The organism is Bacillota bacterium (genome assembly GCA_009711825.1).
GTDB lineage: Bacteria > Bacillota > Proteinivoracia > UBA4975 > VEMY01 > VEMY01.
In genome coordinates, this window is sequence record VEMY01000040.1 from 1 (window position 1) to 19,916 (window position 19,916).

General features: G+C 48.5%; 22 protein-coding genes. 4 read left to right on the plus strand and 18 right to left on the minus strand.

The genetic code is table 11. From position 1 onward, the window contains the following. Positions 1-220 precede the first annotated feature (220 nt). Complete coding sequence (locus FH749_12375) at positions 221-439, minus strand: helix-turn-helix transcriptional regulator (protein ID MTI96252.1); 219 nt, start codon at positions 437-439, stop codon at positions 221-223. 422 nt (positions 440-861) lie between these two features. On the opposite strand from FH749_12375, the gene FH749_12380 reads away from it, so the two are divergent. Further along, the gene (locus FH749_12380) at positions 862-1,986 is read left to right on the plus strand and encodes an OFA family MFS transporter (GenBank protein ID MTI96253.1); all 1,125 of its coding nucleotides are present in this window, start codon (positions 862-864) and stop codon (positions 1,984-1,986) included. A gap of 62 nt (positions 1,987-2,048) precedes the next feature. Here FH749_12380 and lipA read toward each other — a convergent pair whose 3' ends face one another. Continuing rightward, complete coding sequence (lipA, locus tag FH749_12385) at positions 2,049-2,906, minus strand: lipoyl synthase (protein ID MTI96254.1); 858 nt, start codon at positions 2,904-2,906, stop codon at positions 2,049-2,051. After that, positions 2,899-3,579, minus strand: coding sequence for a lipoyl(octanoyl) transferase LipB (gene lipB / locus FH749_12390; protein ID MTI96255.1), 681 nt, complete (start codon positions 3,577-3,579; stop codon positions 2,899-2,901). The genes lipA and lipB overlap by 8 nt, the downstream gene beginning before the upstream one ends. Before the next feature lie 158 nt (positions 3,580-3,737). Between lipB and FH749_12395 the strand changes: the two genes are divergently transcribed. After that, the gene (locus FH749_12395; protein MTI96256.1) at positions 3,738-4,709 is read left to right on the plus strand and encodes a putative sulfate exporter family transporter; all 972 of its coding nucleotides are present in this window, start codon (positions 3,738-3,740) and stop codon (positions 4,707-4,709) included. 55 nt (positions 4,710-4,764) lie between these two features. Here the strand turns inward: FH749_12395 and FH749_12400 are convergent, their stop codons facing one another. From FH749_12400 to FH749_12420, 5 genes are all read right to left on the minus strand, one after another. Further along, a complete protein-coding gene (locus FH749_12400) occupies positions 4,765-5,352 on the minus strand; it encodes a class I SAM-dependent methyltransferase (GenBank protein MTI96257.1) in 588 nt (195 codons plus the stop codon). Continuing rightward, positions 5,345-5,557 (minus strand): YwbE family protein, encoded by a 213-nt coding sequence (locus FH749_12405; protein ID MTI96258.1) that lies wholly within the window; start codon positions 5,555-5,557, stop codon positions 5,345-5,347. Before FH749_12405 ends, FH749_12400 begins: the two co-directional genes overlap by 8 nt. Before the next feature lie 12 nt (positions 5,558-5,569). Continuing rightward, positions 5,570-6,607, minus strand: coding sequence for an aminotransferase class I/II-fold pyridoxal phosphate-dependent enzyme (locus tag FH749_12410; GenBank protein MTI96259.1), 1,038 nt, complete (start codon positions 6,605-6,607; stop codon positions 5,570-5,572). 44 nt (positions 6,608-6,651) lie between these two features. Further along, the gene (locus FH749_12415; protein MTI96260.1) at positions 6,652-7,395 is read right to left on the minus strand and encodes a DUF3784 domain-containing protein; all 744 of its coding nucleotides are present in this window, start codon (positions 7,393-7,395) and stop codon (positions 6,652-6,654) included. Between the two features lie 143 nt (positions 7,396-7,538). After that, a complete protein-coding gene (locus FH749_12420; GenBank protein MTI96261.1) occupies positions 7,539-9,488 on the minus strand; it encodes a hypothetical protein in 1,950 nt (649 codons plus the stop codon). Between the two features lie 283 nt (positions 9,489-9,771). On the opposite strand from FH749_12420, the gene FH749_12425 reads away from it, so the two are divergent. Then, a complete protein-coding gene (locus FH749_12425) occupies positions 9,772-9,993 on the plus strand; it encodes a hypothetical protein (protein ID MTI96262.1) in 222 nt (73 codons plus the stop codon). 2 nt (positions 9,994-9,995) lie between these two features. Beyond that, a complete protein-coding gene (locus FH749_12430) occupies positions 9,996-10,385 on the plus strand; it encodes a hypothetical protein (protein ID MTI96263.1) in 390 nt (129 codons plus the stop codon). A gap of 18 nt (positions 10,386-10,403) precedes the next feature. Here FH749_12430 and FH749_12435 read toward each other — a convergent pair whose 3' ends face one another. The 10 genes from FH749_12435 to FH749_12480 all read right to left on the minus strand — a co-directional run bounded on the left by FH749_12435 (position 10,404) and on the right by FH749_12480 (position 19,722). Beyond that, positions 10,404-10,742, minus strand: coding sequence for a PadR family transcriptional regulator (locus FH749_12435; GenBank protein MTI96264.1), 339 nt, complete (start codon positions 10,740-10,742; stop codon positions 10,404-10,406). 134 nt (positions 10,743-10,876) lie between these two features. Beyond that, positions 10,877-11,773, minus strand: coding sequence for a DUF1295 domain-containing protein (locus tag FH749_12440; GenBank protein MTI96265.1), 897 nt, complete (start codon positions 11,771-11,773; stop codon positions 10,877-10,879). Between the two features lie 147 nt (positions 11,774-11,920). Further along, entirely contained in the window at positions 11,921-12,688 is a 768-nt protein-coding gene (locus FH749_12445) for a GTP pyrophosphokinase family protein (protein MTI96266.1), read from the minus strand. Positions 12,689-12,744: 56 nt separating this feature from the next. Beyond that, entirely contained in the window at positions 12,745-14,034 is a 1,290-nt protein-coding gene (locus FH749_12450; protein ID MTI96267.1) for a HAMP domain-containing histidine kinase, read from the minus strand. After that, on the minus strand, positions 14,031-14,705 hold the full coding sequence (locus tag FH749_12455; protein ID MTI96268.1) for a response regulator transcription factor: 675 nt from the start codon (positions 14,703-14,705) through the stop codon (positions 14,031-14,033). Before FH749_12455 ends, FH749_12450 begins: the two co-directional genes overlap by 4 nt. Before the next feature lie 131 nt (positions 14,706-14,836). Continuing rightward, a complete protein-coding gene (locus FH749_12460) occupies positions 14,837-15,601 on the minus strand; it encodes a MerR family transcriptional regulator (protein MTI96269.1) in 765 nt (254 codons plus the stop codon). Positions 15,602-15,801: 200 nt separating this feature from the next. Next, positions 15,802-17,154: a TIGR00366 family protein gene (locus FH749_12465; GenBank protein ID MTI96270.1), complete on the minus strand. Its 1,353-nt coding sequence runs from the start codon at positions 17,152-17,154 to the stop codon at positions 15,802-15,804. 59 nt (positions 17,155-17,213) lie between these two features. Next, on the minus strand, positions 17,214-17,873 hold the full coding sequence (locus FH749_12470) for a CoA transferase subunit B (GenBank protein MTI96271.1): 660 nt from the start codon (positions 17,871-17,873) through the stop codon (positions 17,214-17,216). After that, positions 17,873-18,526 carry a 3-oxoacid CoA-transferase subunit A gene (locus FH749_12475; GenBank protein ID MTI96272.1) on the minus strand — a complete coding sequence of 218 codons (654 nt, stop codon included), beginning with the start codon at positions 18,524-18,526 and terminating at the stop codon, positions 17,873-17,875. Before FH749_12475 ends, FH749_12470 begins: the two co-directional genes overlap by 1 nt. A 14-nt stretch (positions 18,527-18,540) precedes the next feature. Continuing rightward, the gene (locus FH749_12480) at positions 18,541-19,722 is read right to left on the minus strand and encodes an acetyl-CoA C-acetyltransferase (GenBank protein MTI96273.1); all 1,182 of its coding nucleotides are present in this window, start codon (positions 19,720-19,722) and stop codon (positions 18,541-18,543) included. Positions 19,723-19,916: the final 194 nt, after the last annotated feature.

The window sequence follows — 19,916 nt, forward strand, 5'->3', positions numbered from 1 at the left end:
TGCGATGAGCTGCAAGACATAACATTCACTGCTGCTCTTCAATTATTGGTCAGCCTATTCGCTGTATATGTCATGAGCAGGGCTAGACTAAATCAGGAGCACATTAGGGAGCTTTATGGCCAATTTATTGCTGACTTACCTAGTTACTTCAGGAGGTCAGCAGGGTTTTGGGTGTGCGAAACTTGAGTTACTAACCAGAATAGATTTTGCTGTTTTTTGTTCATTTAGACTCCCCTCCGGTTCCTTCCAAACGAAATAATTGATCAATCGACACATCAAAATATACAAGCATTTTCAGGGCCAGTTCCAAGCTGGGATTGTACTTATGACTTTCAATCGCATTAATTGTTTGTCTTGTTATCTGCAAATCTTTGGCCATTTGGACCTGGGTAATGCCTCGTTGCATGCGGATTTCCCTTACATAGTTGACTACCTTCATCACAACACCTCCGCAGCCACTGACAAGGTACCTTTACACATAGTATAAAAAACAAGGGCAGTAATGTCAAGATATCTTTACATAGTTGCCCTTGCCTGGAGATCAAACTTCATCCAGCTTGACTGTCTCCGGTATATAGGAGCTGGAACAAAGGTCATCGCACCCGCCAACGCCTAATGCCCGATGAAAAACTAAATGAACTCGGGTCTTGTTGTTTAGGATTACAAGTTTTAGTTGCAAAACTCTCAGAAAAACTGTATTTTTATAAGCAAGTTCTATTAGTTGGTGCTGAATATATATGTCATTCGCCGAAGTGGAGGACACAAAATTGATACATCACTCTTCTTATCGCTGGCTAGTGCTTTTGGGGGCTATATGGCTCAGCAAAAACAGTCTACGCCTGGAGCATTTACCAGCTTCCGTTGCAGGACCTATTCAGTCAGAGATTAGGGGTTCCTGCTGAATCACTGGCCACCCCAGTCAGCATGATTTTCTCGCTAATCATCCTCACATTTGCTATCACCACCTTGTTTGGCGGCATGCTTCAGGACCCGATTGGCCCACAAAAAGTAACATTAATCGGAGGTCTTTTGCTGGGTGGCGGTTTAATCCTTGCCAGCCAAGCATCAACGATTGGCCAGATATATTTATTTTATGGAGTTATCAGTGGAACCGGTATGGGATTCGCTTATATTACCCCCTTGGCCACCTGTAACAAATGGTTTCCGGATAAGAAGGGGATTGTATCTGGGTTTGTTGTTGCTGGAATGGGTATTGGCACTTTGGTATTCACTCCGATTGGCCGGCTAATGGTTCTAAATCGAGGAGTTTTATCTACATGGCTGATCCTGGGTTTGGTTTTTATGGCGCTGATTAGCTTTGGCGCCCTATTTCTGAAACTGCCGCCTGATGGCGCTACTGACGCGAAACCGCCGGGCCGACAGCAACTCAAGTCGGACACCCGACTTAAGGACTACTCGCAAGCTCAGATGCTGCGGACAAGCGCTTTTTATCTGATCTGGTTTATGTTCTTGATTGGCAGTGGCGCCGGCCTGATGGTTATTGGCCTGGCTGCTCCAATTGGACAAGAATTGGCTGGATTAACCGCGGGACAGGCTGCCGGGGTAGTTAGTTTGCTGGGAGTGTTTAACGTCTCGGGTCGAATCCTCTGGGGCGCAGTCTCAGACAGATTCGGACGCACCAAAGTCCTGTTTAGCATGTTTATCTTAACTTCCTTATCTCTATTAATGCTTTCGATAAGTACTTCCCTGTTTCCACTCGTCTTCGCATTTGCTTCAATTACCCTATGCTTTGGTGGTTTTCTTGCTGTTTTCCCGGCGACGACGGCTGAATTCTTTGGAACCAAAAACCTGGGCGGAAATTATGGACTGGTCTATATCGCCTATGGAATCGGGGGGACAGGCGGCATGTACATGGGTTCTATACTGCCCCTGACCACCGCATTTGTTGTGGCCGGCATATGTTGTTTGGGAGGCGCCGGCCTGGCCCTGATGACCAGGGCGCCTGCTAAACCTACCCAGTCCTAGCCCCCTAACAATCCATAACCAAGAGGGCCACCGGAATAGTTTCCCGGTGGCCCTGTTTATGTTTAGCTATCCAATTTTACAGTCTCGGCCATATAGGAGCTGCGAACATAGGGCCCGGCGATTACATATTTAAAGCCCATTGCTCTGCCTGTCGCTTTGTATTCCTCATAGACCTGCGGCTCCACATACTCTTTTACTGGCAAATGATTTTTACCCGGACTCAGGTACTGGCCGATGGTGATTACGCCACAGCCCGCATCCCGCACGTCCTGCATTACCGCTTCCACTTCCGCCTTGTCTTCCCCCAGACCCAGCATCAGACCGGATTTGGTGATAATATCAGAATTTAACTGCCGGACCTGACGTAAGAGCGCCAAGGAACGCTGATAGTCAGCACCAGGGCGAACCTCCTGATACAAAGAGGGCACCGTCTCCACATTATGGCCAAAAATATGGGGCCGGGCGGCGACCACCGTCTTCAGGTCCTGCCAATTACCACGAAAATCTGAGGTGAGTATCTCTATTGTCGTGTCGGGATTAAGATCCCTTACTGCATTTATTGTCTTGGCAAAGTGTCCGGCACCGCCGTCTGCCAAGTCATCCCGAGTAACACAGGTGATAACAACATGCTTCAGTCCCAGTTCCCGGGTTGCTTTAGCGACATTCTCAGGCTCGGCAGGGTCCGGATTGACAAGCGCGCCGGCCTGCACAGCACAAAACCGACAATTCCGGGTGCACTGATTGCCAAGAATCATAAACGTTGCCGTTCTTTTACTGAAGCACTCCCCGATATTAGGGCAGCGGGCATTTTCGCAGACAGTATTCAGCTCATGCCGGGAAAGCAGTTGGTACATCTCATGGAGCTCTCCCAGGTTGATCTTTTTCCGCATCCATTCCGGTCGTTCCGGGCGTTTAACCATTGGCACTCATTCCCTTTTGGTACTCAATTTCCGTAAAACCAAAAACCTGGGCAAATTTCTCCCGCAACAAGTCTTGAACTTCTGTCATTTCTATGCGCATCCCCAACTCCAGCTCCATGGAAGTTACTCCTTTGTCCGTAATCCCACAGGGATTGATATGTCGGAAATAGCTGAGATCAGTGTTGACATTCAGTGCAAATCCGTGCATGGTTACCCAACGACTGATGGCAATACCGATGGCGCAAATCTTGTTATCCCCAACCCAGACACCGGTGTACTCAGGATTCCGCCCACCGTGAATCCCGTAAACAGATAACGTTTGGATTATTGCTTCCTCGATGTTTTCGACAAAGCCGGGCACATCCCGACCATAACGGCGAAGATCAAAGAGAGTGTAGCCGACAATCTGACCCGGTCCATGATAAGTAACTTTGCCGCCTCGATTTGTTTCGATAACCTGGGCGCCCAGCTTCTCCAATTGCTCTTTGGGAAGCAGAATGTGGCTGGCACTTTCGCTGCGGCCCACGGTATACACATTGGGGTGCTCCAGCAAAAGCAGAGTATCTGGGCAGAGCTCGCGGCTAATTTTCTGTTGCAAATCCCGTTGGAAGTCAAAGGCTTGAAGATAGTCCAGCTTTCCGCAATCAATAACTCTCAGTGTTTTCGTCGACATTTTTATCACCTGGCCTTAAAAAATGATTGCCTTAGTATTGTAACATAAGAGCCGCAAGCTGTGTGTCATATGCAAAAAATGGGAGGCAGGGCATCATTCAGTTATAGTCCAATCTATGGTAAACTGGACAAGTGTACTGCTTACAGGAGGGACTGAAAATGCTTAAACAATTTATACCCGGTGTGGTATTTGTCTATATCCTCACCTTGACAGCGCGGCTGCTGGCAGGTCTCATTAGTCCGGTGTTAGAGCTAGAAGCTCTAACAATAGGGATTATTTTAGGTATTATTCTGGCGGGGACAGTTAAACTGCCAGAAACCTTGCGACCTGGACTGAATTGGAGCCAAAAATACCTGTTGGCCGCGGGCGTCGTGTTGCTTGGTTTTCGCCTAAACCTGCAGGCTTTATCCGAGGCCGGCATCCGGGTCTTATTATTGGTTCTAATATTTGTACCGCTGGTTATCCTGGCGGGAGTATTGATTGGCAAATTGACAGGCACCGATACTAAAGTAGCTACGATGCTCGGCCTGGGCACCGCCATCTGTGGTTCATCAGCGGTGGCGGCCCTGGCGCCTACACTGGATGCAGACGAAGAAGACACGGTGCTGGCAGTCTCTGTGGTCAGTATCCTGGGTGCCGCCGGACTATTAATCTACTCTGCCGCCGCTGTGGGTTACCAGGGGTCAGACACAGGTTTTGGCGTCTGGTCCGGCCTGACTTTGCATAATGTCGCCCATGCCATTGGCGCTGCCTTTGCCCGCTCTGAACTGGCGGGGGAGATTGGCACGGTGGTGAAACTGGCCCGGGTCGCGATGCTTGCGATAATCGCTCCCCTACTAGGCGTGATGTTTAAATCGCAAAAAGCTGGCGCCAAAGCCGGCATCCCAAACTACGTATTGCTCTTTGTTGCCGCTGCCATACTGGGCAGCATGCTGCCGCTGTCGGGCGTGGTAACGGATGTCGTCAGCGATATAAGCTCAACTTTAATCACCATGGCGATGATCGCAATGGGTCTGGCAGTCAATTTTGGCACCATCAGGGCGAAAGGCGGCCGGGCCCTGTTGGCAGGAACAACGCTATTTGCCGGCGCCTCCCTCGTCGCCTTTTGGCTTACGATTCAGCTATTCTAGCAAAATCAGCCCTCCCGAAATTTTCACGGGAAGGCTGATTTTTTTGATGCGCTGCTTAGGGGGTGCAAATATAACAAGCTGTTCTAGGCCCCAAGGGTCTAATCGCCAGAGCTGCGAAATAAGTCTCCATTTCGTGCCGAGCCTGCCTGACAAACTTAAAATAGTTGCCCCCTTCTAACCACTCGACGATATTGACCGCCAGCGAACGTTGCTGATTATAGTCAATTATCAGGATTTTATACCGGGTTATTCGGCTCAACTCTGCGTACATCTTTACCCGTTCCGCTGCCGGTAACCCATGGGCCACAAAAGTGCAGAAAGAAATATCAAAGCTTTTATCAGAGAAGGGCAGACGTTCCGCTGCGTTAGCCCTGATGAAATCCACGCCTTTGTTAGCCGGCCGCTTCGCAGCTGCAGCCAACATTCGCCCCGCAGGGTCTATCCCCGTCACCTGCAGCCCCTTCTGTTTGAGCACCGCGCATAATGCCCCAGTGCCACAACCAACATCAATTGCAGAGGTATAGCTGGAGATGGTCAAATCCCGCAGGGGACCGTCTAGCACATTGCCAAAGTGCTTGACCTGATACTTGTAAAACAATGCATATATAAGCGCAATTCGATCAAATAAACCGGGACTACCCATTCTTATTATTACTCTCAATTATAGTTTTCACCCTGCCCACCAAACCGTTTTCCAACTTGACCTTGATGCCGTGGGGATGGGTGCTGGATTTGGTAAGGATCCGGGCAACTCTGCCATCTGTGAGTTTGCCCGAATTTTGATCTTGTTTTAGAACCACTTGCACCGTATCTCCCACATTTATATTGCTGCGTCTTGTGCCGTCCATTTCCCGTCTCCCCTACAAATCTGCCATCAACCGTTGCAAATCGGTCAGGAAACCGTTTACAGCAGCCTCTGGAGTTGCCCAGGAAGTAACAAGCCGGATTGCTGAATGCTCCTCGTCAACCGGGGCCCACCGATAAAACGCATACTTGGTCTCTAGCTCATGGATGACCCCATTAGGCAGTATCGGGAAAATCTGGTTGGATGGCGAATCGGTGAGGAAATGTCCACCAAGTTGGGAGATGCCCGTGGTGAGCATGGCCGCCATCTTATTGGCATGACGGGCAAGCTCAAAAAACAACTCATCCCGAAAAAGCTCCCGGAATTGTATGCCCAGCAAGCGGCCTTTTGCAAGCAGCGCTCCCTTTTGTTTGATAATATAGCGAAACTCCGCTTTCAGTTCTTCGCGGCAGAGCACCAAGGCTTCGCCAATCAGGGCCCCGTTCTTTGTGCCGCCAATATAGAACGCGTCAACCAGCGCCGGCAAGTCCGAAAACTCCAGATCATTCACCGGCGAGCAGAGCGCTGAACCCAGCCGCGCTCCATCCATGAACAGCAACAGGTCATGAACCCGGCAAAAATCGCTAAGCCCGGTCAATTCCTCCTTGGAATATACGGTGCCAATTTCGGTGCTGTTGGAGACATAGACCAGCTTTGGCTTTACCATATGTTCATCGTCGCCATGTTCATCAAGAACCCGCCGGATATCCACCGGCCGCAGCTTGCCATCGGCAGACTCAACAGCAATGATTTTATGTCCGGTGGCCTCTATGGCGCCGGTCTCATGCACGCAAATATGTCCGGTGCTGGCCGAAATCACTGCCTCGTGGGGACGGAGGAGTGCCGAAATCGTGGTGAGATTTGTCTGGGTGCCGCCAGCAAACAAATGGATGTCCAGATCCTCCCGGCCCAATTTCTGCTTGAGCACCGCCACCGCCTGGCGGGTAAAGCTGTCCTCGCCGTAGCCGGCCTCCTGTTGCAAGTTGTGCTCCATCAATGCCTTGAGAATGTTGGGATGTGCTCCCTCGCTGTAATCATTCTGGAAACTATACAAATTTACACCACCCTGATTAAACTATCGAATACTAAAATATTAGCTCATTGATTCAGTTCCGTCAAAATCTGCTGATACAAATCCCTTGTCTCCGCTTCATCCGCGGCGTTGAATATTAGAGACGTATCCGTAGTTTCCAAATAAATAAAAGGCGGCCTGTCGATGTTGACAAACAACCTGGCTCTGCCAATTCCAGAAATGCGGAAATCTCCCTTTTTTGCATTTCCAATTGCAGCACCATTGGACCGATAGCCCACTTCCGGCATTGTCTCTAGTAGCTCCACATCGGTAACTGTGGAAAACTCAACCTTCCGGCCGTACATGCCAGAGATGTTAAGCACACCATTCTCAATCGTGTAGCTTGGCGGGGTAACTGTATGGTAATAAAGTACGCCCAAACCGATGGCGACTAGCGCCAGAATACCAACAACCACGTAGGCAGTCCCTTTCGATTGTGGCGTCATTTTTCCCTCGGCATCCCGGGTATTGCCATCAAATTTCTGGGCCCGGATAACAATGTAGATGACAATCGGGATATAAAGCATGAAGGTGGCGGCCGGCATGAAAACAACACCAAGCTCCGAAAGCACTCCCCCCGCTAAGGTTACCCCTGCCAGGACAAACATCGTATTGCCAATAAACCGCCCCAGGCCTTCGGTGTCAACATTCTTCTGCTTTTCCCGTGGCATGGTGTTATACCCGGCAATCAACCAATACGCCTGCTTATATTTTATCAACAAGCCGAACACGACCAACATCACGCTGATGAAGCTCGAAACAATAATCATTGCAATACCTCCCCAATTTGACCTATTGTACTAATACTATAGTACACCTGAATTGATTGTCAATGACTGAATACTTACAGATCAGTTACTATTATGTACAACAAAACAGCACCGTAGTGGCGCTGTTTTGTAGATCACCCAGTTTAGTAACTAGGCAGGTTCATAATCCCAATTAAAGGCAGGTACCGTACCTTGCCAAACATACTGTTCAAATCGCCCATCCCAAGAAGTCGGGGATACCGATTCCCCAATTCTACAGTGATGCTGGGAATGCCAATAACCCGGGACCCCCAATAAGTTGAGGTGGAGGAAGGATCTGCATTATGGTTAATCCCTTCCATCCTGAAACCGGAATAATTCCGCATCGCTGTGACAATTGCCCGGTCCCTGTTTAGCTGAGAGCCGGACTGCAGGTACCACCAGAAGAGAATTTCTCCAAAGGAGTGGTAATCAAGAAGTAATTCCGGATTGTTGCTGCGAACCCAGTTTGCCACTGCCCGGGTCTCCGGCTCCGATTCGGCGCTGGGGCCCGGGTGCCAAGCATAGTAGGGATCAGGATTTTCACTCTGCCCCGGCTGGGTGGACCAGCGGACATCAAAATTACGGTTTATATCAACGCCGCGAATATTCGCTTTCCAGCGAGAAAAATCCTCGCCCCAGTTCCCATTTAAAGCCAGCAGTTCCTCGGCACGGTCAGGAAATGCACTTACCCCCTGCTGCACCAAAGTCACACCGTCGGGATTGACCATGGGGATAAAGGTAATGGAATACTTGTCCAGAATATCTTTGACAGACTCGCCACTGACGGTAATGTTCTGGTCATACTCCCATAGTAATGTCTCTACTGTTCGCATGACCACAGGCGTAGTCATCCACTCGGAAGCGTGGAGAGAGCCCAAAACCAAAACATCCCTAGAGCCCTTGCCGACTGTGATTGACCAGATATTTCGACCCTCCACCGACTGACCGACAACTGCCGTGCTGGCCAAATCCGGGTAATGTCCGGCAAGTTTCTGTAAGTCGTTGGTGAGGTTGCTATAAGTATAGCGCTGCCGGTTAAAGTTCAGACGCACTTCTGCCCATTTTGCATTCAATTGCTGTTGGGCCTGGTCGATTGCAGATTTGACTGCATTTATCCGACTGGAAAGAGAGTCTTTAACGGAACCATCGTGTAGATTTCGGACCAGGTTGTTGGCGGGACTATATGCGCTGTTGGCCGAGTTGATTGCACCCTGGTTGGAGAGGTTAGAAATTCGGGATTCAGCCCTTTCTACAGCTTCGGTAGCTGCCTCTTCCGCCTTACGGTGCAACTCCTCCTGGGCTTCATCTATCTCCTCCAGAATCTCCTCCAACTGTTCATGTAACTGCTCCTGAACATCACCCTCAGGCAATTCTTCAACCAGTTGGTAAGCTGCATCGTAAGCTGATTGAGCCGCATTGACCCGGCTCTGGCTGGAAAGATCGCTCAAAAGCGCTTCAACTTCCTCGACTGCTTCCGTTGCCGCAACTTCGGCATCAAATTGCTCCTGGACGGTTTCCAAAAGTGTATCAATAGCTGCTATTTGTTCCAGCAACGCAGCTCTAATATCCCCGTCATGCAAGTCTTCGACGAGCAAGCGGGCAGCTTCATATGCCTCCCTGGCCGCGTCGATTTGCTCCTGGGATTCAATAGTTTCGAGTTTACCCTGCACTGCACCAACTGCTTCCGTGGCAGCTTCTTCGGCCGCGAGTTTCGCCATGGCAATGTCTAGGGCCTCCTGGGTTTCGTCAATAACCTGCTGGATTCCGGCAAGGCGCTCCAATAACCCATCACGCACCGTGCCTTCCTTTAAATCTTCAACCAGTTCTGCAGCATTATCCCAAGCTTCCCGGGCAACGTCAATTTCTTCCTGTGTTTCCAGGTTCGGCAGCAACTCCTTAACCTCGTCTACAGCTGTATTCGCTGCATCTTCAGCCAAATAAGCCAGGACAAAGCCGCTGCCCAAGAAAAGAACTACGCCCAAAATAGCTGTTATTACGATTAGGCCATAAATATTTGTCTTTTTGGTTAAAAACCCGCTCTTTGTATTAGCCCTTTGCTCGCTAACCCCCACTACATTCCCATCCCCCAATCAGTTAATTGTCCACCTTATAAATTTCTAGCTGTCTGAGGGAATTCCTTGTTAAGCGCCTGCTAATTGTCTCCAATTATCAAGATTGTGGCAGAAAATATAACATGCATCTTATAATGAGTGCGGGCAGAATCAGCATTGACTAATTTGAGCATGTGGTCTTCACGACTTCCTGCACCCTCTGTCAGGGTCTGACATCGGTCTGTATTTCAGAATCAATTACTTGTATACTAAAGAAATGAATTCTAATAAAGGAGGTAACATCATGGGCTTTAATAAAATCGTATCCGTTGATAATACCGGACTACTGGAATCAGCCCGGGCCAAATTGCGAAAGCTGGCCAGAGAAACAGTGTTCTATGAAGATTATCCCGATACCAATCAAGAGATTATTGCCAGGATTGGCGATGCCGATGGCGTGCTGGTATCCTGGAATACTCCGATAGACCGGGAAGTAATTGCGACTGTCGCAACATCAAGTACATAGGCATGTGCTGCACGCTTATCGATGCAAAGAGCGCAAACGTCGATATTGACGCGGCCAAAGAGCGCGGGATTCAAGTCCTTGGCGTCCGGGATTACGGCGATGAAGGGGTCATCGAATTCATAATCAGCGAGCTGGTCCGACTATTGAAAGGCCTCGGAGAACATCAGTGGCAGCCGGTGGATTTAGAGCTGACAGGCCAGACCCTGGGAATCATCGGCATGGGCACTCTGGGGAAAATGCTTGCTGAACAGGCACAATCCTTTGGAATGAATGTCTTCTATTACAGCCGCACCCGTAAACCTGATATAGAAGCAAGCGGGGTCACTTATCTAGAATTAGACGCCCTTCTGCAAAAAGTGGATATCATTTCCACCCCAAGGCGAAGCCGTTAATCATTTTATATTTTGTTTTCATTTACTTACATTCCCTCCCGCAAGGATTTTCTCCGCATAGGCAATCAATCGTCGCTTACGGTCAACTTCTTGTTGCAAGCGTTCGTAACCCAGTTCTGTTATAACATAGGGCTTCTTGTTATCGTCAGTCTCCTCCACCAACTGGATCAAATCTGCCTTAAGTAGTTTTTTCAATGTGGTATACAGCGAAGCCGGCCCGATTGTAATTTCATTGTTGGTTAGTTCCTCAATTGTTTTCATTATCAAGTAACCGTGTTTTTGTTCTGTTAGCGATAGCAGAATAAAATATGCCGGGTCAGTTAGCTCCCCCATATCCATAAAATCTTTTCTCGGCAAGCCCAAACCCTCCATATATCATATAGTGATATATCATTGTTTGATATATATGTCAATAACCCCCCCCCCGCTGATTTCTCAGCAGAGGGATTACCTCATTTATTCTTTAGATAAAATTTCGCTAGTTTTAACTGTCAGACAGCGGTTTCCCGGCGGAGTTTGCGCATCCATGGCACCAAAACAGAAACTGTGTTCTGGTACTCAGCATAATGCGGTTTGTTCGCGAGGATGTGTCTTTCCATTAGCGGTATGCTGATGAATACAAATAGAAGCGTCATAGCGGCTGGTCCAATTACCGTCCACCAAATTGACGTGTTGACGCCGACTTGCATTACCCACAATCCCCACCAGAAGAGGAGTTCTCCAAAATAGTTGGGGTGACGGGAGTAGCGCCAGATTCCCTCATCAATATACTGCTCACGGGACTGGGCACGTTGTTTAAAGCGATCCATTTGTTTGTCGGCGATGAGCTGGATTGCGGCAGCAATGATACAGAGGACAAATCCCAACGCCAGCAGCACGCCAGTTCCCGGCCCAGGCTCAAATAGAGCGAAAAATACCGGAGCAATGCCCAAATATACAACGATTGTCGGTATCAAGTGTATGCCGCCCAAATTGACCAATTGCCACCAGTTGCCAGACCGTTTCTTAAAGTAGGTATAGCGCCAATCCTGATGCTCAATACCTTGCCAGCGCGTAGCCCAGTTGAATGTCAGGCGTATCCCCCAGACAAAGAGCGCGAATAGGAACAAAATATCGGGAGTACTAGGACTGCTTCCTCTGACCAACAACCAGAAGCAGACAACATACAGGGGCGCCACCGACCAGTACGGGTCGTAGAGACTGGAGTTCTTGTAGACAATACCGAAGAGCCAAATGATGACAGTGGCAGCGACGTCACCCCAGAAAGTAGACAACAAGAGACTTCCCCCATTGGTCAGGCGTTGAAATAGATAAAAACCGAGAAAGGCCAATACATAGACAACAAACACAAGTCCAAACACTCCAGACCGATTTTTTACAAACCGCATTGCAACCACCTCCTGAATTAGTACCTATTTTATATCGGGCAGTGAACCAACTCTTTTCCACATAATACCAAAGCCCAAACAAAAAGCCAACCAGATAATGGTTGGCAGACAGGGAGCTTCTGCTGGAGGGTGCAGAATGCTCCCCTGTTAAACAGATGGATATTGGGCATTTATCAGCAGTCTCGATAAATCCGCAGACAGGAGAGGTTTGTCATCATTCCAACCTGCTAAACGCAGCTGCTGCATTTCTTTGTGAATTCGCTCCATTTTTTCGTCCAAAATGGTCATTGCTTCGGCGGCCTCTTTGAGATCGGCGTGCAAAGAATGGGGAATATCCTGTCCGTCCTGAAACTTATAATAGATTTTGTGCTCCAGACTAGCCCAAAAATCCATAGCAATGGTCCGAATTTGCACTTCAACATACACTCTCTCGGTGTGATCAGACATATACACTGGTACTTTAAGGATTATATGCAGACTCCGATAGCCGTTGTATTTTGGCTGCTCGATATAATCTTTGTATTCGACTACCTCAAGATCTGGCTGCTGCATCAACATCCCGGCGACACGGTAAATGTCAGAAACAAAGGAACAGGTGATGCGAATACCCGCTATATCCCGGACATTCTCCCGAATTGCCGCAAAAGACCACGGACAACCTCTACGCCGCACTTTTTTCAGGATGCTTTCCGGAGTCTTGAGCCGCCACTTCACATGCTCAATTGGATTATATTCGTGTATATGCTGAAATTCTTGCTTTAAAGTATTAATCTTTGTATTGACCTGATCCATACCCAAATTATAGCAAAGTAGAAATCGATTCATGGCCTTGCAGAGATCTTGCATTTGCTCCGGGTCAGAAAACTCGCTTGTTTCACCCGGTTGTATCAGTACAGCTGAAGTCTTGGCCTCCATTTCCATCGCTCCTTGCTTGTGCCCGGTGGCCCCCCGTAGGGGGCCCGCCGCGCTATTTAAACGTCCGGGAGGCGGACGGTGAACGTTGAACCCTGCCCGGGGACACTTTCCACATCAATCCTGCCACCATGCATCTCGATAATCCGTTTTACCAATGCCAGGCCCAGACCACTGCCCTCCCGAAAATGAGCTTTTTCCCCCTGGTAAAATTTCTCGAAAATCCTGGATTGAACCTCAGCGTCCATACCAATGCCCTGATCAGCAATCTCAATGAACACCTGCTTCTCTTGCTGCCAGAGGCGGATATCAATTGTCCCACCCTTTTCCGAGAACTTTATCGCATTGCCCAGCAGATTCAACCAGACCTGATGCAGCAACTCCTCGTTACCTTGGTACATAACTGAAACCAACTCAATATTAAAGGTAATGCCCTTAGTTTCCCATTCCGGTTCGAGGAGCACAATACTCTTTCTGATTTGCTCATCCAAGGCAAAGGGCGTTCCCCGCTCAACAATTTCTTGGGTTTCCAGTTTCGATAACTTCATCATATTTGATGACAGGCGGGAGAGCCTGCCGGTCTCTTCGACAATGATTTCGGCATACTCTGCCCGTTCCTCGGGACTAAGTCCGTCGCTTTGCAACAAGCGGGCAAAACCCTGAATGGATGCAATCGGGGTCTTGAACTCATGGGAAACATTGCTGATAAAATCTTTACGCAGATACTCAATGCTCTTCAGTTCCCTGACCATGCGGTTAAAGTTCTCTGTCAGCTGCCCAATCTCATCATTGCTCACTGCATCCACCTGAACGTCAAAATTCCCCTTGGCAATTTCACGGGTAGCTTCACTGAGTCGGCGAATTGGCTTGACAACAATATTCACCATAAGCACCACCAGCAATACAGCAATAGCAACATAAAAGAGCAACGAATCCCACATTCGGGAGGCCATAACTGTAAAAATCGTGTTTTGCGGTTGAAGACCAATCCGGATATAGTCGCCATTTACGCGAATCAAGGTTGTTGTCCGAATAAATCTCCCGGTGGTCAAGAACACCGCTTCTCCATGCTCCAACTGGTCCCAGTCCACCTGCCGCAGTTCCAGTTCACCTGGTTCGACGGCTCGCACTTCATACATTGATGTGGAAGTGATGCAGAGAATTTCGTCAAGGCTCAAATTTGTCTTGGCATACAACTCCCGGACCGATTCCGCGATATCCCGCTGGTCCTGCCGGATTTCCCCTGCTACTTGCTGGGAAAAAAGGGTCGAGGCCAGAAACGACAGGGAGGAGGAGACCAGGACGATGAACACAAAAAACAGGATCAGCTTGATGCTGAATTTTCTCATTCGAGCCGTTCCGCCTTATAGCCCAGGCCGCGAATAGTGAGAATCTGAAAATCTTCTGTATCGGCAAACCGAGTCCGTAGGCGTTTAATATGCACATCTACTGTGCGTTCGTCGGTTTCCACATCTATCCCCCATATTTCGTCCATCAACTGCCTGCGGGTGAATATCTGTTTTGGATTGCTAAGTAATTTAAACAGCAGGTAAAATTCTTTTTGCGGCAACACAAACGAACCGGTATTTGTGCTTACAGTAAGCGTGTCGTAATCCAGCTCTATATTGCCAAAGTTGAGACGCCGTTCATTTTGAATCTTGGCCCGGCGTAAAAGCGCCGATACTCGCAATAGCATCTCGTCCATATCGATTGGCTTGACCATATAGTCATCTGTACCCGCCAGAAAGCCCCGTTTCTTATCTTCTAGGGTTTCCCGGGCGGTAACCATGAGAATCGGCAGCTCGCATTGCGCTTTCCGCAGCTCATCTGTCAATTGATAGCCATCCATATGCGGCATCATGATATCACTGATTAATAAATCCACATGTTGGCTGTCCAGGATATCTAATGCCTCCCGACCATCTTTACAAGTCAGGACATGATAGCCGTTCCGCTTCAAGACGGCGGCCATTAGTTTTTGTAAATTCTTATCATCTTCGACGATCAGTAATGTGAACATGCACTCACCTCATTGTTTATCAACACTTACGATGACAGTATACCCCCAAAAAATGAACTCAGCATGAACAATTCAGATTTTTCTCAGACCAGAAAAACAGCCCATGCCGAACAGGACGGCATGGGCTGGTGCTATTGGTTCTGTCCAGTGTAGATGTGAACGGCGTCTCGCAGAAAAGCGGCCAGTCCCGGCTGCGCTTTGTCGTAATAAGAGGTAAAACGCTCGTCATCGACATACATCTGGGCCAGGCCGGCATGGGCTTCCTTGTTGTATTCGGGCCAGTAGTAACTGAGCCACTGGCGATGCAAATCAGCTGCCTTTTGCGCCAGCTCGCCGGCGGGATCGCCGGTTTGATAAGCTGCCTGTAAAATAGCCATTAACTCTTCATTAAGCTTGGTTACTTCAGCATACTGTTCTTCGGTCATATTCATGACCTTGGCGTTGGACGCTTCCACAGTCTTGTCGCCATATTTTTCTCGTACTTCTTTGCCATATCTTTGCTCGTTCTCTGCCACCAGCTTCTTCTTAAAGCCTTGGAATTTTTCCTTGTCTGACACCGTAATTCTCCCTTCATTGTGCGCAATCGTTTTGTCCACATTGGCGATCAACGCATCCAATTGCGCGCGTTTTTCAAGAAGCTGCTCACGGTGTTCCCGCAGCGCCCTTTCCTTGTCAAAAGCAGGGGCAGTAATAATTTCGCGGATTTTATCTAAAGGAAACCCCAATTCTCGAAAGAAAAGAATTTGCTGAAGCAAATCAACCTCGGCCTGGCCGTAGATGCGGTAACCAGAGGAATTGATTCTCGCCGACGTCAGTAACCCCACCTGGTCATAATACCGCAGTGTCCTGGCGCTGACTCCAGCCAACCGACTGAGTTTTTGCACTGTGTATTCCATGAGCTCACCTCCTGAACATAGTCTACACCTTTACGCTACGTAAAGGTCAAGGATTATTCGGGAGTAACTTTAACAATATGACCGCAGAGACAAGTTGTCAACGTGGCAAATAGAGTTGAAAGTGAAAATGCCCATTCAACCTCCGTCCCTAAATGGGCAAAAAAGTTAGCGCCGGCAAGTACCAGCGCTGTTTTTTAGAGCTAGAGAATTAACAAGAATACTCCTACTACAATACCTACGTAAAACAGGTTTACCAGACAATAACCCATTATATCCTTGGCTCCCAGTCCGGCTATACCCAGGGCAGGTAGTGCCCAAAACGGTTGAATCATGTTGGTCCAGCCATCGCCCCAGGCAATGGCCATTGCTGTTTTGGCTGTATCAACACCCAATTCCACAGACGCGGGCATCATAATTGGCGCCTGGACTGCCCATTGCCCACCGCCCGATGGTACAAAGAAGTTAACGATTCCAGCGCTTAAGAAGGAGAAAAATGGGAAGGTAGTTTCATTAGAAATGTTCACGAAGAAGTTTGACATTTGAGCTGCGAGGGACAAACCCTCCGCGTTGGCGCCAGTCATCATTCCCATAATCCCGGCATAGAAGGGGAACTGAATGATAATTCCACCTGTTCCTTTGGCGGCAGTAGCTACAGCTGTAAGGAATCTTCTTGGTGTGCCGTGCAAGATAATACCGGCTGTCAAAAATAAGAAGTTAACGATATTCAAGTTGAGGTCAAAACCGTTATTTGAGAAGTAGTTTACCAGGAAACCTATACCCATTAGTCCGATTATAATTGAGAGTAAGGGACTGTTCTCCAGTTTTTCTGCCGGAGTCATGTCCTCTCTGGCAACAGCAATTTCTGCTTCATCATCCTCAAGCAGTTTGGGGTCAACGGAGACTACATTCTCTGCCTTGGGATGCATAGCTTTCATCAAAAACGGCATGGTTACAAGTAAAACGAGGACAGGAACAACTGTAAACACTGCAAAAATTGTTTGACTGGTTGGTATTACTTCAGTAACTGCACCTAATGTCATTTCTGCCAAATCTGCTGTTGCGGTAGCAACTGTAAGCGGAATAGAGCCAGAGAAACCGGCATGCCAGATGACAAACCCAGAGTAGCCTGACGCGATCAGTAGCCGGTAATCAACACCTTTAACTTTTTTAGCCAACTCTTTTGCGTAGAGGGCTCCAATTACCAAACCGAACCCCCAGTTAATCCAGGACGCAATAAGTGCAACCAATGTGACCGCAAAAATTGCCCATCCGGGGGTCTTGGGAATACTAGCCAACCCTCTCAATCCACGCTTTACTACCGGCGCCTGGGCTAGAGTGTGACCTGTGACCAGTACCAGGGCCATCTGCATGGCAAAGGCCAACAGGCTCCAAAAGCCGTCGCTCCAGTGACTGATCATATCCACCGGAGTTTGCCCGGTGGAAAGAACTCCCATAGCAAAAACAATGATTGTCAGCATTACAGCAAAGAGAAAGGGGTCCGGCAGATACTTCTGCACCAAAGCTACACAGGCATTGGTAAACTTTCTAAACATCAACAATTCCTCCTTTAAGTATTGCTTATTTTCAGGGCTTGTCCCTAAAAACCATCAAATTAGATTTTCATGCTTTTTACATTATCGGGGATAATCAGTTTGGCCTCTGTGTTCGACACAACATCTTCAATTGTCGCTTCGGGGCCCAGTTCTTTTAATAATAGACCGCGCTCTGTCACTTCAATAACAGCTTGTTCGGTAATAATTAAGTTCACTTCATTGGCTGCTGTCAGGGGAAGATTACACTCCCTAAGAATTTTATGCTTTCCTTTGGCAGTGTGCTCCATGGCGACAATTACCTTCTTGGCGCCAACCACTAAGTCCATTGCTCCCCCCATGCCGGGAACGAGTTTGCCGGGAATCATCCAGTTAGCAAGATTACCTTTTTCATCAACCTGGAGCGCACCCAGGACAGTAACGTCTACATGCCCGCCCCTGATGATTGTAAAGGATGTAGCGCTATCAAAGAATGCTCCACCTTTATTGATTGAGGACGGCCTTCCTCCGGCGTCGGTCAAATCCATGTCGCAATTATCCGGGTCAGGCGCGGGCCCCAAACCAACAAAGCCATTTTCTGACTGAAATAGAACATCTATTTCTGGTGGCACATAGTTTGCCACCAGTGTAGGTAGTCCAATCCCCAAGTTGACGATATCGCCATCATGCAGTTCCTGTGCAACCCGTTTCGCGATTACCTCCCTGATTCTGGCCTTATCCATTAGTTCACACCTCCCACAATATAATCAACAAACAAGCCAGGTGTCATAACGTCATTTGGAGCGATTTCTCCGACCTCAACAATTTCCCTTGCTTCAACGATAACAATGTCAGCAGCTGTGGCCATTATTGGGTTAAAATTCCTCGCCGACTTTTGGTAATAGATATTGCCTTTCTTATCTACCTTCGCGCCTGCAATTAGGGCAATATCAGCTTTCAACGGCAATTCCAGCAAATATGCTGTATCGCCGATAGTCAACTTTTCTTTCCCTTCCTCCACTACCGTTCCCAAGCCTGTGGGAGTGAGAAAGCCTCCCAAGCCAGCACCGGCACAGCGAATTCGTTCAACCAATGTTCCCTGTGGAACCAGCTCAACTTCGGTCTCTCCCGCATTCATCTGTCTGCCTGTTTCCGGGTTAGTGCCGATATGCGAAGTAATTACCTTACATATCTGTTTGTTGGCAATTAACCGGCCCAAACCATACTCGGTTGTCGATGTGTCATTACATATCACAGTCAAGTCGCCCGTGCCCTGTTCAGTCAATTTGTCAATCAAGCCATGGGGACTGCCACAGCCCATGAAACCACCAATCATCACAGTGGCGCTCTGTTTGACCAGTTTCACTGCTTGCTCAGCTGAAATTATTTTTGCCATCTCTACCACCTCCATTATTGCCTTTCAACTACTAGTGCCACGCCTTGTCCGCCACCGATACATAACGTAGCTAAACCATTTTTACTGTTCCTTTTTTGCATTTCGTAGATAAGCGTAATCAATATTCTGGCGCCGGAAGCGCCAATCGGATGCCCCAGCGCAATTGCTCCACCATTTACATTCACCTTATCCGGATCAAGGTGCAAATCCCGCACAACTGCCAGGGATTGAGCGGCAAAAGCTTCATTGGCCTCAACAAGATCGATATCCTCCACGGTCAACCCAGCTTTGGCAAGCGCTTTTTTGCTGGCGGGAACCGGCGCGTAGCCCATAATTTTAGGATCCAGGGCTGCCGACGCGTAAGATTTAATTGTTGCCAGCGGTGTCAAGCCTAATTCGTTGGCTTTTTCCCGGCTCATTATCACCAGAGCAGCTGCGCCGTCATTAATCCCCGAAGCATTGCCAGCGGTAACAGTGCCATTCTTTTTAAATGCCGGCTTCAGTCTGGCTAACTTTTCGATTGTCAGTCCATGCTTTGGGTACTCATCGGTGTCAACCACAAGTGGTTCTCCCTTACGCTGCGGGATTTCAACAGGAACAATTTCAGCGTCAAACTTGCCGGCCTTTTGTGCCTGCTCCGCCTTCTGTTGGCTGTACAATGCGAATTGATCTTGCTCTTCCCGGGTCAGGTTCCATTGCTCAGCGATATTTTCAGCGGTTACTCCCATGTGGATATCATTAAATACATCCATCAAGCCATCAACCAGCATACTATCCACTAGCTGGCTGTTTCCCATCCGCTGTCCCCAGCGGGCTTTGGGCAACAGGTACGGAGCATTACTCATGCTCTCGAGGCCGCCGGCCAGAACAACATCAGCGTCACCCAACATAATAAATTGTGCTGCCATGCTCACCGCCCGGAGTCCAGAGCCACACAGCTTATTTAGGGTTAAAGAAGGGACTGTGTCAGGAATTCCACAGCCGATAGCCACCTGCCGAGCCGGATTTTGTCCGAGACCGGCTGAAAGGATATTGCCCATTATTACTTCGTCGACCGCGTCTGGAGCTAACCCGGCCCTGTTTATCGCTTCTTTTCCGGCGATTACACCTAATTCAACTGCAGATAGACCGGATAGACTACCGCCAAAGTTTCCAATCGGTGTCCGGGCTGCACCAACAATTACCACTTCCCGCATATCTATTACCTCCCGTGATTTGATTGCACATTAGTATTTTGCAAATTGCGTGCCAGACAAATAAGGTGAGCCATTGGTGAAAAACACCGATTTTAAAGGGTCTCTGATGCGCACATACATTCAGGAATTTTATTGTGTAGCTATTTTGCTACACCGTTGACCACAATTTTATTTGAACCGGCAATCCACCATGT